Below are 12845 nucleotides of genomic sequence, written 5' to 3'. Positions count from 1 at the left end.
CCTTTTAACGCTTTTTAATTAATTAACTGAGAAAGTAGAAAATCATGCGTACCTATGAAATGAACAGTCCCCAGGCAGCGGGACGTATTTTGGCCCTGATGATGGTAGTCGACGGCAACCTGGCCAGCGCCGAGCTGCAAGCCATGCACCGCAGCAAGATTCTCGAGCATATCGACCTGGCGCCAGCCACTTTTCAGCAACTGTTGCAAGACTTGTGCGACGACATGCTGACGTCGACCGTGCATGGCGCCGTGCAGCTGGCCAATGGCGTGATCGACAGCCTGCTCGATGAAATCGATGACCCGGATCTGCGCCGCAAGCTGCTGCAAGCCATGTGGAAGATCGCCGATGCGGACGACTGGCTGGCCGATGGCGAAGCCGTGTTGCTGGCCCGCGCCAGCGCGGCATGGTCGGCGGAAACGAATTTCCGCGCGCATGGTGCCTGATGCACATCAAGCGGTCTTGTGCCCCATGGCAATGACGGCGGCACCGGCCAGGGCCAGGCCCACGCCGGCGATGTCCGTCCAGGCGGGCGTGATGCCGTCGACCAGCCACAGCCATCCCAGGGCCGTGGCGATATAGATGGCGCCATACGTGGCATACACCCGGCCGCTGGCGGCTGGATGCAAGGTCAGCAGCCACACGAAGATCAAGAGGCTGAGGGCGGCCGGCAACAGCAGCCAGGCGCTGCCTTTGTTGCTGAGCCATAGCATGGGCAGGTAGCAGCCCAGCAGTTCAGCCACGGCCGTGACGGTAAACAGCCCGAAAGTGCGGGCAAGACTGGTCCATTCGATGGCGTCGTTCATGGCATTCCTGTGATGTGCTCAAGGCGCTATTCTAGCTGCCAAGCAATTTGGCACCCGCTGGCGCGGGCAGCGTCGGCCCTGCTATGATCGGGATCGGATACCCGAGGAGAACACAATGACGACGCCCCCAGTGCCGCGCGCCTTGCTGCAAGCCATGTTCCACGCCGCCATCGCCGCGGCCCAGCCATCGCACTGCATACCGCCCCATCTGCCGCCCGCGCCCAAGGGGCGTTTGATCGTCATCGGCGCCGGCAAGGCGTCGGCCGCCATGGCGCAAGCCGTGGAACGGCACTGGCCGGGGCCGCTGTCGGGACTGGTCGTCACGCGCTACGGCTATGCCGTGCCGTGTGAACGCATCGAGATCGTCGAAGCCTCGCATCCCGTTCCCGATGCTGCCGGCATGCAGGCAGCGCAGCGCATGCTTGAGCTGGTCGCCAACTTGCAGCCCGACGATACCGTGCTGTGTCTGATTTCGGGCGGCGGCTCTTCCCTGCTGGCTTTGCCGCTGGATGGCATCAGCCTGGAAGACAAGCAAGCCTTGAACCGCGCGCTGCTGGCATCGGGCGCCACCATCGGCGAAATGAATTGCGTGCGCCGGCATTTGTCTGCCATCAAGGGAGGCCGGCTGGCGGCCGCCTGCCATCCGGCGCAAGTCATCACTTTGGCCATTTCCGACGTGCCCGGCGACAAGCTCGGCGATATCGCTTCCGGCCCCACGGTGGGCGACGCCACCACCTGCGAGGATGCGCTGGCCATCGTGCGCCGCTATGGCATGGACTTGCCGGACAGCATACGAGCAACGCTGGAAAGCGGGCGCGGCGAATCGGTCAAGCCTGATGACCCCCGCCTGGCGCGCACGCAGACGACCCTGATCGCCACGCCGCAGATGGCGCTCGAAGCGGCCGCTAGCGTGGCGCGCGCGGCCGGCGTCAAGGCGTATATCTTGGGCGACAGCCTGGAAGGCGAGGCGCGCGACGTGGGGAAAGTCATGGCTGGCATCGCGCTGCAAACGGCCTTGCGGGGCCAGCCGTTCCCCGCCCCGTGCGTGCTGCTGTCGGGTGGCGAAACGACGGTCACCGTGCGCGGCAACGGGCGCGGCGGGCGCAACGTGGAATTCCTGCTGGCGCTGGGTATCGCGCTGGAAGGCCAGGAAGGCATCCACGCGCTGGCGGGCGACACGGATGGCGTCGACGGCCAGGAAGACATCGCTGGCGCGGTCCTGGCGCCCGACACCCTGCAGCGCGCCTGGGCGCTGGGTATCAAGCCCCGCGACAGCCTGGACAACAACGATGGCCACGGCTTCTTCCAGGCGCTGGGAGATAGTGTGATCACGGGCCCGACGTTGACGAATGTCAACGATTTCCGGGCCATTTTGATTACCTGATTAGTTAAAGTTTTCCAGCACGATCTTGCCTTTCGCCGTGTTGCTTTCCAATAAGGCATGCGCGCGCTTCAAATTTGCCGCGTTGATCGTGCCGAAGCGCTCGGCCAGGGTCGTCTTGATGATGCCGGCATCCACCAGCTGCGCCAGCTCATCCAGTAGTTCATGCTGCCGTACCATGTCGGCGGTCTGGAACAGCGAACGGGTAAACATCAGTTCCCAGTGCAGCGACACGCTCTTGCCCTTGAACTTGCGCACGTCGATGTGCTCGGGGTCGTCGATCAGGGCGAACTTGCCTTGCGGCGCGATCAATTCCACGATCTGGTCGAAATGCTTGTCGGTCTGGTTCAGGCTGATCACGTAATCGACAGGCGGCAAGCCCAGGCGCGTGATTTCCCCCGCCAGCGGCAAGCTGTGGTCGATCACGTGGTGTGCACCCAGGTCCGTGACCCAGGCGGCCGTTTCCGCGCGCGAGGCCGTGCCGATGATGGTGACACCCGTCAATTGCCGCGCCAGTTGCACCAGCACGGAGCCGACGCCGCCGGCCGCGCCGATCACCAGCAGGGACTTGCCCGTCAGACTCTTGTCGCGGCTGAGCTGCAGGCGGTCGAACAGCAATTCCCAGGCCGTAATGCTGGTGAGGGGCAGGGCAGCGGCCGCAGCGAAATCGAGGCTGGCCGGCATGTGGCCGACGATGCGCTCGTCGACCAGCTGGCATTCGCTGTTGCTGCCGGGGCGGTTGATGGCGCCCGCGTACCAGACCTTGTCGCCCACCTGGAACAGGGTCACGTCGGGGCCGACGGCGGTGACGACGCCGGCCGCATCCCAGCCCAGCACTTCCGGCTGGCCATCTTTTGGTGCACGGTTCTTGCGCACCTTGGTATCGACGGGGTTGACGGAGATGGCCTTGATTGAGACGAGCAGGTCGCGCCCCGTGGCGACGGGCGTGGGCAGCTCGATGTCGAGCAGGGCGTCGGCATCCGTGATGGGCAGGTTGTGATGGTAGGCGATGGCTTTCATGCTAATCCTTGGTCAAGAGTGGGGAGGCGATGACGTATGATGGTTGCTTTCGCGCTCAGGAAAAAGAGGGCGCGTACCGAAACACTTTCAAAGGAATGCTGAAAATTGCTGCGACTCGATGACTTGCAGGTGTTTGTGCGCACGGCCGACCGGGGCAGCCTGTCGGCGGCCGCGCGCGAGATCGGCATTTCGCCTGCGCTGGCGAGCGCCGCCGTCAAGCGCCTGGAAGGGGAGTTGGGCTTGCGCCTGCTGACCCGCACGACCCGCTCGCTGAGCCTGACGCCGGAAGGCACGCAATACCTCGAGCACGCGCGCGAAGCGCTGCGCCTGCTGCGCGCGGGCCACGATGCGCTGCTGGCCGGCAAGGACAGTTTCGGCGGAACCTTGAAAATTGCCATGCCCTCGGACCTGGGGCGCAACTTGATGCTGGGCTGGCTGGACGAATTCCAGTCGCGCCACCCGAAGCTGCACTACCAGCTCAGCGTCAGCGACCGGGTGGCCGACATGGTGCGCCAGCAAGTCGATATTGCCCTGCGTTACGGGCAGCAGGACGATTCAAGCATGATCGCCATGCCCATCGCGCCCGCCAACGACAGAGTGCTGGTGGCCTCTCCCGCTTACCTGCGCGAGTATGGCCCCCTGCTGGCGTTGGAAGACTTGTCGCAGCGCAATTGTTTGCGCTTCGCGCTGGAAGACGGCATGCACGACCGCTGGACCTTTTACCGCCTGCCCCAGCGCGAGCAAGTTACCGTCCAAGTGAGCGGCAACCGCAGCGCGGACGATGCTGAGCTGGTACGGCGCTGGGCCGTAGCGGGCCTGGGCATCGCCTACAAATCACGGCTCGACGTTGCTGGGGATGTGGCGGCGGGCCGCCTGCACGTGCTGCTGCCCGAGGTGGCGGGCGAGGCCACGCCCTTGCAGCTGCTGTGCATGCACCGGGCCCAGGTGACGCCGCTGGTGCTGCAGCTGCGCGATTTCCTGCGCGACAAGTGTGCGGAATTATTAAAATAGCATCTTTGATTACAACTCGTTGCAAATGGCAATCATGTGCGGGTCAACCTGGGCGTACCCTCAAGCATTCTGCATGAAACCGCTTGAAGGACCGCCATGACCCCGCACCGATTATTGCCGACCACCTTGATTTCCCTGCTCTTGCTGGCTGGCTGCGCCGCAACCGGACCTGCCGTCCAGTCCGATCCTCGTGCGCAGACCAGTTCCACGCAGGACATTGCCATGCTGGAACGGGTCAGCTGGGGCGTGAATGGGGGCAGCGTGCGCCAAGTACAGGCGCAAGGCTGGAACGCCTACCTGCACGCGCAGTTGCATCCACGAAAAGCGGCCTTGCCGCCGGCTATCGCCGCGCAAATCGACGCCATGACCATCAGCCAGGTGCCGCTGGATCAATTGGTGCTTTCCATGGAGCAAAAGCGCAAGGAGTCGGCCGGCGTGATGGACGACATGGCGAAGCAGCAGGCGCAAAAGGAGTACCAGCAGGAACTCAACCGCCTGGCGCGCGAGGCGGCCACGCGCTCCCTGCTGCTGGACGTGTATTCGACCAACCAGTTGCAACAGCAGCTGAGCTGGTTTTGGCTCAACCATTTCAGCGTGCACCAGGGCAAGCACAACTTGCGCGCCATGGTGGGCGATTATGAGGCGAACGCCATCGCGCCACATGCCCTGGGGAAATTTCGCGACTTGCTGGGCGCAACCGTCCACCATCCGGCCATGCTGCGCTACCTGGACAATGAAGCCAATGCCGTCAAGCGCATCAATGAAAACTATGCGCGCGAGCTGATGGAACTGCACACGCTGGGTGTCAACGGCGGCTACAGCCAGGCTGACGTGCAAGAGCTGGCGCGCATCCTGACGGGGGTGGGCGTCAACCTGGGACCGGATACGCCGAAAGTCAAGCCGGCGCTGCAGTCGCAATATGTGCGCCGGGGCTTGTTCGAGTTCAATCCGAACCGCCACGATTACGGCGATAAACAATTTCTCGGGCAAACGGTGAAGGGCAGGGGACTGGCCGAGCTCGATGAAGCGCTGGACCGCCTCAGCCGTAGTCCCGCCACCGCGCACTTTATCAGCGGCAAGCTGGCGCAGTATTTCGTCGGCGACAATCCGCCCGAGCCGCTGGTGGCGCGCATGGCGGCTACCTTCCAGAAAAGCGATGGCATGATCGCCGACGTGCTGCAGACCATGTTCAGCAGCCCGGAGTTCACGCAATCGCTGGGCAAGAAATTCAAGGACCCCATGCATTATGTGGTGTCGGCCGTGCGCCTCAGCTATGACGACAAGCCCATCCTGAACGCGGGTCCCATGCTGAACTGGCTCTCGCGCATGGGCCAGCCCCTGTACGGGCGCCAGACGCCGGACGGCTACCCCTTGACGGATGCATCCTGGGCCAGCCCCGGGCAGATGACGACGCGCTTCGATATCGCCCGCACCATCGGCTCGGGCAGCGCCGGCCTGTTCAAGACGGAGGGCCCGCAGCAGCAGGAAAAGGTGGCGTTTCCCCAACTGGCCAGCGCCCTGTATTACCAGTCGCTGCAGCCGGCTTTGAGTTCCGCCACGCGCCAGGCTCTGGAGCAGGCCGCCTCGCCGCAGGAGTGGAACACTTTCTTGCTCTCTTCGCCAGAAATGATGCATCGTTGAAAGGATTGCCATGAACCGCCGTGACCTGTTGAAAGCCCTGGCTGCCGCTCCCTTGTTGTCTCACGCGGGCAGCTTGCTGGCCGCGCCCGCCACGAATGCCAGACTGCTGTTCGTCTTCTTGCGCGGCGGCTATGACGCCAACAATCTGCTGGTACCGGTCGGCAGCGATTTTTACTATGCATCGCGGCCGAATATCGCCATTGCGAAACCGGGTGCGGACAACGGCGCGCTGGCCCTCAATAGCGACTGGGCCTTGCATCCGGCCTTGCGCGAGACCGTTTACCCCATGTTCAACGGCGGCGAGGCGGCCTTCATCCCGTTTGCGGGCACGACGGATTTGACGCGCAGCCATTTCGAGACGCAGGACAGCATCGAACTGGGACAGGAGATCGGCGGACGCCGCGATTTCCGCTCGGGCTTTTTGAACCGGCTGGCGCAAAGCCTCAATAGCAACCAGGGCAACCACGCCATTTCCTTTACGGACCAGCTGCCCTTGATCTTCCAGGGCGGTGTGCAGGTACCGAACATGGGGCTGCGCTCCGTGGGCAAGTCCGGTATTGATGCGCGTCAAAGCCAGGTCATCGCCGCCATGTACAAGGGCACACCCTTGCAGCAACCCGTCAGCGCGGGCTTTGCCGTGCGCGACGATGTGACGAAGGAATTGACGGGAGAGATGCAGGCGGCCAACCGCAACGCCATCAGTACCAAGGGCTTTGAACTGGAAGCGCAGCGCATCGCCCGCTTGATGAAGGACAAATACACCATCGGCTTCGTCGACGTGGGCGGCTGGGATACGCATGTGGGGCAGGGCGGTGCCACCGGCTACCTGGCGGGGCGCTTCGATGAGCTGGGGCGTGGCCTGGCCGCGTTTTCTCAGGAAATGGGCAGCGAGTGGCGCAATACCGTCGTCGTGGTGGTCAGCGAATTTGGCCGCACCTTCCGCGAAAACGGCAACCGCGGCACGGATCACGGCCACGGCAGCGTGTTCTGGGTGCTGGGTGGCGGAATCAAGGGCAAGCAGGTGGCGGGCGAACAGCTGGCGATTTCGCAGGCGAACTTGTTCCAGAACCGCGACATGCCCGTGCTCAATGAATACCGCGCCGTGCTGGGCGGCTTGCTGCGCCGCACGTTCGGTTTGACGCCGGCGCAACTCGATCATGTGTTTGCCGGCGTCAAACCGGTGGAGCTGGGCCTCGTATAAATTGCCATGCCGCCGTGTTACGCTACGCCTGCGCAACTGGCGCGTAAGCAAGCCCCGTCCCTATCCCCGGTGCGGGGCGCGAATGGAGTGGTATGAGCGATACCCAGCGCGACATCGTCAGCGCAGGCTTTTCCCTGGCCCTGATCGCCGTGACGGCCTTCGTCATGCAGCGTTTCTTTTTGCCGCTCGTGTGGGCCGGCATCCTGTGCGTGGCCACCTGGCCCCTGTACCTGCGCGTGCGCGCGGCTCTGGGCCAGCGCACCATCATCGCGGCGGCCGTGCTGACCCTGGCGTTCGCCTGCATCTTCATCATTCCCGTGCTGTTCGGTGTGGCGCAGGCGGCGCGAGAAGTGCCTGTGCTGGCCAATTTCGTCGTCAACGCGAATACCAACGGCTTGCCCGTGCCGGATTGGGTGGCGCACATTCCGCTGGCGGGCAGCGCCATCGGTGACTGGTGGCTAGCCACCCTGAGCCAGCCCCATGGTCTGGGCCACTTTTTTGCGGGCAGCGCCGTGGGCGGCTTTCATTCGGCGCGCGACATACTGAAAATCCTTGGCGCGGACGTGTTCCACCGCCTGGTCGACTTCGGCCTGGCCTTTTTGTGCCTGTTTTTCTTTTACAAGGATGGTGAGGCGCTGACGCGTCAGATCACGGCCGTCGGCAGCCATTTCTTGCGTCCCGAACGCTGGGGCCGCTATGCGCAAAAGATTCCCACTGCCATACGCGCGACAGTTAACGGCCTGGTGCTGGTGGGCCTGGCCGAAGGGGTGCTGATCGGTATCGCCTACGCCATCGCCGGATTGCCGTCGCCGGCCCTGTGGGCGTTTGCCACGGGCATCCTGGCCATTATCCCGTTTGGCGCGCCGCTCGCTTATCTGTGCGCCGCAGCCTTGCTGGTCTTCCAGGGCAATGTGGGCGCCGCCATCGGCGTGGCCGCGTGGGGCACCATGGTGCTGTTCGTGGCTGATCACTTCGTGCGTCCCGGCATGATCGGCAACGCCACCCGCTTGCCCTTCCTGGCCGTGCTGTTCGGTATTCTGGGCGGCGTGGAAACCCTGGGCCTCGTGGGCCTGTTCATCGGCCCCGTCGTGATGGTGCTGTTCGTGACGCTGTGGTATGAAGCGAATGTGTTTGACAAGGTGTTTCCAGTGAAAACACCTGCCAGTCCGGCCGCACCGGAACGCACACAGTAATGAGGGGTCGGCCAGCGTTGCCGCTGGCCGGTACTGGTGCGCTCCCGGCGTGGCCGGACGAGGCTTTCAAGCAAGGTGTCGAAAGCCCCGGAATACGCCGAGAAAAATCGTAGCGAGCGGCAACGAGTTGTGACTAAGAAGCGCAGCTATACTTTAGTACAGCGAGCATCGCAGGCCGCAAATCGCGCCGCGCAGTAGATTTTTACGGCGTATTTAATGCGCCTTGGATAAGATAAGCAACCAACGGCGCATCAGCAGCACTTCAACATAGCCCGGCTCGATGCCCGTACCGCACTCGATCAAGGGATTGACGGTGTAGTAGCGCTTGCGGAAGTCGCGGCAAACGAGGATTTCGCGCTTGCCCATGCGGACGAGGAAAGAGCTTGGGGCGTATTCCAGGCCGAACCGTGAGCCAAAACCGCTATTCAATGTTGCCATGACAATTCCTTTGAGGGAGATGTGTTGAACGAGTCATCAGAATAGCATAACTACTGTATGAAAACACAGCTACTGTATGAATAAACAGTATTTTTTTACTGGTGTGGTTTTTTTGATCATCACCGCGAACCGGAAAGTGAGAGCAGTTTGCAAGAGAAGAATGACATGGGCATGACCGCGGGCTGGACCACGAAATTGCGCCGCTTCGTCGAGGCGCGTTTGTCGCCCGAGGGCGAACTGGGCCTGCATATGACGGTCGGCGTGGCCCTGATGCTGGTGGCCATCGTGGTATTCCACGAGATCGCCGAAGCGGTGATGGGCATGCAGCAAATTACGGTGATCGACATGCAGGTGGCGCAGTGGTTTAACCAGCATGCCGTGCCGTGGATCACCAGTTGCCTGCTGGTCATCACGCACCTGCATGGCGTGATCGGCGCCATTACCCTGGCCGCCTTGCTGGGCTGGTATCTGCACCGCAAGGGCGCCACCTACTGGCTGTTTACCCTGCTCATCACCATGCCGGGCGTCATGTTTTTGAACTTGCTGCTAAAGTTCATTTTTGTCCGCGCGCGGCCCAGTTTTGACGAGCCCATCTTGCCGACGGCCCTGAGCACCTACAGCTTTCCCAGTGGCCATACGGCCACCTCGACGGCCCTGTACGGCTTGCTGGCCGCCTACCTGATATGCCAGACGGCGCCGGGCGCCTGGGGCAAGCGCATCGCCATCGCGCTGGGCGCCTTCCTGATGGCGGCGCTCGTGGGTTTCAGCCGCATTTACCTGGGTGCGCATTACCTGAGCGATGTGCTGGCGGCCATGGCGGAAAGCTATGGCTGGCTGGCCATCTGCATCGCCGGCGTGTCGACCCTGCGCCGCCGCCGGCATATCCGGCAAACCAAATAAGGGGAAACGATCCTGAGCAAGATTGCAGTCATCATCAATGGGGGCGCCGGCTGTGGCTACGCGCCCGACTGGGCGCAGCAGCTCGAAGCGAAATTCGCGGTCGTGGGACTCGACGTCGCCATTACGCTGGCCGCCAGCGGCGCCGAGATGATCGCCACGGCCGAGCAGGCCCTGCGCGATGGCGCGCCCATCGTCGTGGCCGGTGGCGGCGACGGCACCATCAATGCCGTCGCTTCCGTCGTTGTCGGCAGCGGCACGCCGTTTGGTGTCTTGCCGCTGGGAACCCTGAACCATTTCGCCAAGGATTTGAACATCCCGCTCGAACTCGATGCGGCGATTGCCAATGTGGCGCAGGGCGTGCCGCACCAGGTCGACGTGGGTGACGTCAATGGCCGCATCTTCCTGAACAATTCCAGCCTGGGCCTGTATCCGGACATCGTGCGCGACCGCGAAAAGCAGCAGCGCCGGCTGGGACGGGGCAAGTGGCTGGCCTTCAGCTGGGCCCTGGTGGCCGCCTTGCGCCGCTATCCCTTCCTCAGCGTGCAATTGAAACTCAATGACGCCGTGCATGCGCGGCGCACGCCGTTTGTGTTCATCGGCAATAATGAATATCTGATGGAAGGCTTGAATATCGGCGAGCGCGAACGGCTCGATGGCGGCCAGCTGAGCCTGTACGTGGCGCAGCGTCCGGGCCGCCTGGGCTTGCTGAAACTGGCCTTGCATGCACTGTTCGGCAAACTGTCACAAGCCAAGGATTTCGATATGCTGACGGCCAATGACCTGGAAATCGCCACCAAGCACCGCCGCCTTCGGGTGGCCACCGATGGCGAGGTGACCATCATGAATACGCCACTGCAATATCGTATCCGCCCGGCCGCGCTGGCGGTGCTGGTACCAGCACCTTCCGGGGAGTAAGGCCATGCGTACCCTCGTGCATTTATCTGATTTGCATTTCGGCCGGGTCGATGCTGCCTTGCTGGCGCCCCTGCGCGCGCTGGTCGAGCGCCTGGAACCGGACGTGGTGGTAGTTTCGGGCGACCTCACGCAGCGCGCCCGCAGCAGCCAGTTCCAGCAGGCGCGCCACTTTCTCGATAGCTTGCCGGGGCCGCAGATCGTGGTGCCTGGCAACCATGACGTGCCCCTGTACAACCTCTTTTCCCGATTTTTGACGCCGCTGGTGAAATACCGGCGCCATGTGACGGAAGATATGTCGCCCGAATATATGGACGGGGAAATCGCCGTGTTGGGCATCAACACGGCACGCTCCCTGACGTTCAAGGATGGCCGTATCAGCCACGAACAGATCGGTGCCCTGCGTGAACGCCTGGGCAGTTTGCCGCCCGGGTTGACGCGCATCATCGTCACGCATCATCCCTTTGACTTGCCCGAGCATTTCGACAAGGATGACCTGGTCGACCGCGCGCCGCTGGCATTGCAAATGTTTTCCGAATGCGGCGTGGACCTGTTGCTGGCCGGACACTTGCATGCCAGCCATGCGGGCGATACGTCGGCGCGCTACAAGATCGACGGCTACGCTGCCCTGATGGTGCAGGCAGGCACGGCCACGTCCACGCGGGGCAGGGGCGAGTCGAACTCGTTCAATGTCATCCGCATCGACGACAGCTGCATCCGCGTCGAGCGCTACAGCTGGAATGAAGGCAGTGCCGACTTTGAAAAGGTCAGTACGGAAGCGTTCGAGCGCCAGGGCGGGGTATGGGCCAGCTTGCGGCCCTTGTAGGTCGGATTGGCGGGGCGAAGCCACGCGTAATCCGACGCTATTGTTGGCTTTGGTCATAGCTGTGGTGATGTCGGATTACGCTCCGCTAATCCGACCTGCGCCGACCTGCCGGGGCACACTTCTGTGCCTTACAGCCAGTAATTCATGAAACGCGCCGCCCACTCCTTCATGCGGTCCGAGATGGGTCGCGTTTCCCATTTCGCTTTGGTGATTTCTTCCGAGTCGCGCAAGTCTTCCTGGAAGGCATTCTCCATTTCGCGGCCGAAGCTGTCTCCCAGTACGATCACGTTCAGTTCGCTGTTATGCAGGAAGCTGCGCATGTCGATGTTGGTCGAGCCCACGGTCGACCAGGCGCCGTCGATGACGGCCGTCTTGGCGTGCAGCACGGCCAGTTTCAAATGAAAAATGCGGATGCCGCCAGCCAGCAACTGGTCGTACAGCGCGTGTCCCGCATGGAACACCAGGCCGCTGTCGGACACGCCGGGCAGCACCACGGTGACATCCACGCCCCGCTTGGCGGCTGCGACCAGCGCGTCGACTGTCTGCTGGTCGGGCACGAAATAGGCGGAGGTGATGTGGATGGACTTTTTTGCTTCCTGGATGGCTAAAATATACGCCTTGTAGATTTCAAAGCCGCCGTCCGGCTCGCTGGCCACCACGCGCACCAGCTTGTCGCCCACTTCGGACAGCACGGGGAAATAATTGGCGTCCGGCAAGTCGGCCTGGTCTTGCTGGGCCCAGGTGCGGATGAATAGCCACTGGAAGGCGGCCACGGCCGGGCCTTCCACTTTCACGTGCGTATCGCGCCAGCCCACGTCCTTCTTGTCGGTGGGTTTCGATTTCGAGCGGAACAGCGAGCTCTTGGCATAGGTATCGCTGATATTGATGCCGCCCGTAAACGCCATCTTGCCGTCGACGATCAGCACCTTGCGGTGATCGCGGTTGTTGATCTTCCAGTCGTCGCCCTTGAGCTTGGCGGGATTGACGGGGTTGAACGCCACCAGGTGCACGCCGGCAGCGCGCATGCGGTCAAAGAAGGCTTGCGGCACGCCCAGGGTGCCCACGCTGTCGTAGATGACGTTGACCGTCACGCCCGATTGCTGCTTTTCGATCAGCATGTCGGCAAATTTCAGGCCCAGCGGGTCCTGGTCGAAAATATACGTTTCCAGGTTGATGCTGTTCTTCGCTTCGCTGATGGCCTGGAACATGGCGGCCATGGTTTGCGGGCCGTCAAACAGCAGGGTCACCTTGTTGCCCTTGATCAAAGGCACGCCCGTGGCCGCCTCTTCCAGTGCGGCCTGGGCCTTCAAGTCCATGCCGGACTTGGCCCAGCGCTTGTTGAGCAGGGCGGCGCGGCTGTTGACGTTCAGCAAGGCGCCCTTGCCCGTGATCACATTGGGCTTGGCTACGGGTTCCAGGGTGGTATTGAGGTTCTTGACATTGGGCAGCGAGGCGCATGCAGCCAGGGTCCAGCACAGCAGTAGGGCGGTGAGACAGGGTTGCATGCGCCTGGCGG

At 62.7% G+C, this 12845-nt stretch carries 13 protein-coding genes; 9 read left to right on the top strand and 4 right to left on the bottom strand.

The window, feature by feature from the left end; genetic code table 11:
• The first annotated feature begins 44 nt into the window (after positions 1-44).
• A complete protein-coding gene (locus tag ACQ4WZ_RS14670) occupies positions 45-446 on the top strand; it encodes a tellurite resistance TerB family protein (RefSeq protein WP_243858205.1) in 402 nt (133 codons plus the stop codon).
• A 6-nt stretch (positions 447-452) separates the two neighbouring features.
• Here the strand turns inward: ACQ4WZ_RS14670 and ACQ4WZ_RS14665 are convergent, their stop codons facing one another.
• The gene (locus ACQ4WZ_RS14665; RefSeq protein ID WP_436573759.1) at positions 453-806 is read right to left on the bottom strand and encodes a YnfA family protein; all 354 of its coding nucleotides are present in this window, start codon (positions 804-806) and stop codon (positions 453-455) included.
• A gap of 115 nt (positions 807-921) precedes the next feature.
• On the opposite strand from ACQ4WZ_RS14665, the gene ACQ4WZ_RS14660 reads away from it, so the two are divergent.
• Positions 922-2190, top strand: coding sequence for a glycerate kinase type-2 family protein (locus ACQ4WZ_RS14660; protein WP_436573758.1), 1269 nt, complete (start codon positions 922-924; stop codon positions 2188-2190).
• On the opposite strand, the gene ACQ4WZ_RS14655 is transcribed toward ACQ4WZ_RS14660, so the two are convergent.
• Positions 2191-3207 carry a zinc-binding alcohol dehydrogenase family protein gene (locus ACQ4WZ_RS14655; RefSeq protein WP_436573757.1) on the bottom strand — a complete coding sequence of 339 codons (1017 nt, stop codon included), beginning with the start codon at positions 3205-3207 and terminating at the stop codon, positions 2191-2193. It abuts the gene before it with no gap.
• Positions 3208-3312: 105 nt separating this feature from the next.
• Between ACQ4WZ_RS14655 and ACQ4WZ_RS14650 the strand changes: the two genes are divergently transcribed.
• From ACQ4WZ_RS14650 to ACQ4WZ_RS14635, 4 genes are all read left to right on the top strand, one after another.
• Positions 3313-4218 carry a LysR family transcriptional regulator gene (locus ACQ4WZ_RS14650; RefSeq protein WP_133992807.1) on the top strand — a complete coding sequence of 302 codons (906 nt, stop codon included), beginning with the start codon at positions 3313-3315 and terminating at the stop codon, positions 4216-4218.
• A gap of 96 nt (positions 4219-4314) precedes the next feature.
• The gene (locus tag ACQ4WZ_RS14645; RefSeq protein WP_436573756.1) at positions 4315-5859 is read left to right on the top strand and encodes a DUF1800 domain-containing protein; all 1545 of its coding nucleotides are present in this window, start codon (positions 4315-4317) and stop codon (positions 5857-5859) included.
• 10 nt (positions 5860-5869) lie between these two features.
• Positions 5870-7060, top strand: a complete 1191-nt coding sequence (locus ACQ4WZ_RS14640; RefSeq protein ID WP_436573755.1) for a DUF1501 domain-containing protein — start codon at positions 5870-5872, stop codon at positions 7058-7060.
• Between the two features lie 92 nt (positions 7061-7152).
• Positions 7153-8253, top strand: coding sequence for an AI-2E family transporter (locus ACQ4WZ_RS14635; RefSeq protein WP_101480344.1), 1101 nt, complete (start codon positions 7153-7155; stop codon positions 8251-8253).
• A gap of 213 nt (positions 8254-8466) precedes the next feature.
• Here the strand turns inward: ACQ4WZ_RS14635 and ACQ4WZ_RS14630 are convergent, their stop codons facing one another.
• On the bottom strand, positions 8467-8691 hold the full coding sequence (locus ACQ4WZ_RS14630; protein ID WP_010396348.1) for a hypothetical protein: 225 nt from the start codon (positions 8689-8691) through the stop codon (positions 8467-8469).
• 165 nt (positions 8692-8856) lie between these two features.
• Between ACQ4WZ_RS14630 and ACQ4WZ_RS14625 the strand changes: the two genes are divergently transcribed.
• From ACQ4WZ_RS14625 to ACQ4WZ_RS14615, 3 genes are read left to right on the top strand one after another with little or no spacing between them, the layout of a single operon-like run.
• Positions 8857-9591 carry a phosphatase PAP2 family protein gene (locus ACQ4WZ_RS14625; RefSeq protein WP_101480346.1) on the top strand — a complete coding sequence of 245 codons (735 nt, stop codon included), beginning with the start codon at positions 8857-8859 and terminating at the stop codon, positions 9589-9591.
• 12 nt (positions 9592-9603) lie between these two features.
• Entirely contained in the window at positions 9604-10506 is a 903-nt protein-coding gene (locus ACQ4WZ_RS14620; RefSeq protein WP_436573897.1) for a diacylglycerol/lipid kinase family protein, read from the top strand.
• Between the two features lie 4 nt (positions 10507-10510).
• Positions 10511-11329, top strand: coding sequence for a metallophosphoesterase family protein (locus ACQ4WZ_RS14615; protein WP_436573754.1), 819 nt, complete (start codon positions 10511-10513; stop codon positions 11327-11329).
• A 128-nt stretch (positions 11330-11457) separates the two neighbouring features.
• Here ACQ4WZ_RS14615 and cls read toward each other — a convergent pair whose 3' ends face one another.
• Complete coding sequence (gene cls / locus ACQ4WZ_RS14610; RefSeq protein WP_373917165.1) at positions 11458-12834, bottom strand: cardiolipin synthase; 1377 nt, start codon at positions 12832-12834, stop codon at positions 11458-11460.
• Positions 12835-12845: the final 11 nt, after the last annotated feature.

It is taken from the genome of Janthinobacterium darwini (assembly GCF_051380905.1).
In the GTDB taxonomy this organism is placed as follows: Bacteria; Pseudomonadota; Gammaproteobacteria; order Burkholderiales; family Burkholderiaceae_D; genus Janthinobacterium.
Note: the sequence above shows the minus strand (reverse complement) of the source record. Positions and strands in the feature narration are given on the sequence as shown.

Bases quoted from the DNA above. Each gene is read 5' to 3' on its own strand.
- ACQ4WZ_RS14660 (WP_436573758.1), top strand. From the start codon at position 922: ATGACGACGCCCCCAGTGCCGCGCGCCTTGCTGCAAGCCATGTTCCAC.
- ACQ4WZ_RS14645 (WP_436573756.1), top strand. From the start codon at position 4,315: ATGACCCCGCACCGATTATTGCCGACCACCTTGATTTCCCTGCTCTTG.
- ACQ4WZ_RS14625 (WP_101480346.1), top strand. From the start codon at position 8,857: ATGGGCATGACCGCGGGCTGGACCACGAAATTGCGCCGCTTCGTCGAG.
- cls (WP_373917165.1), bottom strand. From the start codon at position 12,834: ATGCAACCCTGTCTCACCGCCCTACTGCTGTGCTGGACCCTGGCTGCA.
- ACQ4WZ_RS14630 (WP_010396348.1), bottom strand. From the start codon at position 8,691: ATGGCAACATTGAATAGCGGTTTTGGCTCACGGTTCGGCCTGGAATAC.
- ACQ4WZ_RS14670 (WP_243858205.1), top strand. From the start codon at position 45: ATGCGTACCTATGAAATGAACAGTCCCCAGGCAGCGGGACGTATTTTG.
- ACQ4WZ_RS14640 (WP_436573755.1), top strand. From the start codon at position 5,870: ATGAACCGCCGTGACCTGTTGAAAGCCCTGGCTGCCGCTCCCTTGTTG.
- ACQ4WZ_RS14665 (WP_436573759.1), bottom strand. From the start codon at position 806: ATGAACGACGCCATCGAATGGACCAGTCTTGCCCGCACTTTCGGGCTG.
- ACQ4WZ_RS14655 (WP_436573757.1), bottom strand. From the start codon at position 3,207: ATGAAAGCCATCGCCTACCATCACAACCTGCCCATCACGGATGCCGAC.
- ACQ4WZ_RS14615 (WP_436573754.1), top strand. From the start codon at position 10,511: ATGCGTACCCTCGTGCATTTATCTGATTTGCATTTCGGCCGGGTCGAT.
- ACQ4WZ_RS14635 (WP_101480344.1), top strand. From the start codon at position 7,153: ATGAGCGATACCCAGCGCGACATCGTCAGCGCAGGCTTTTCCCTGGCC.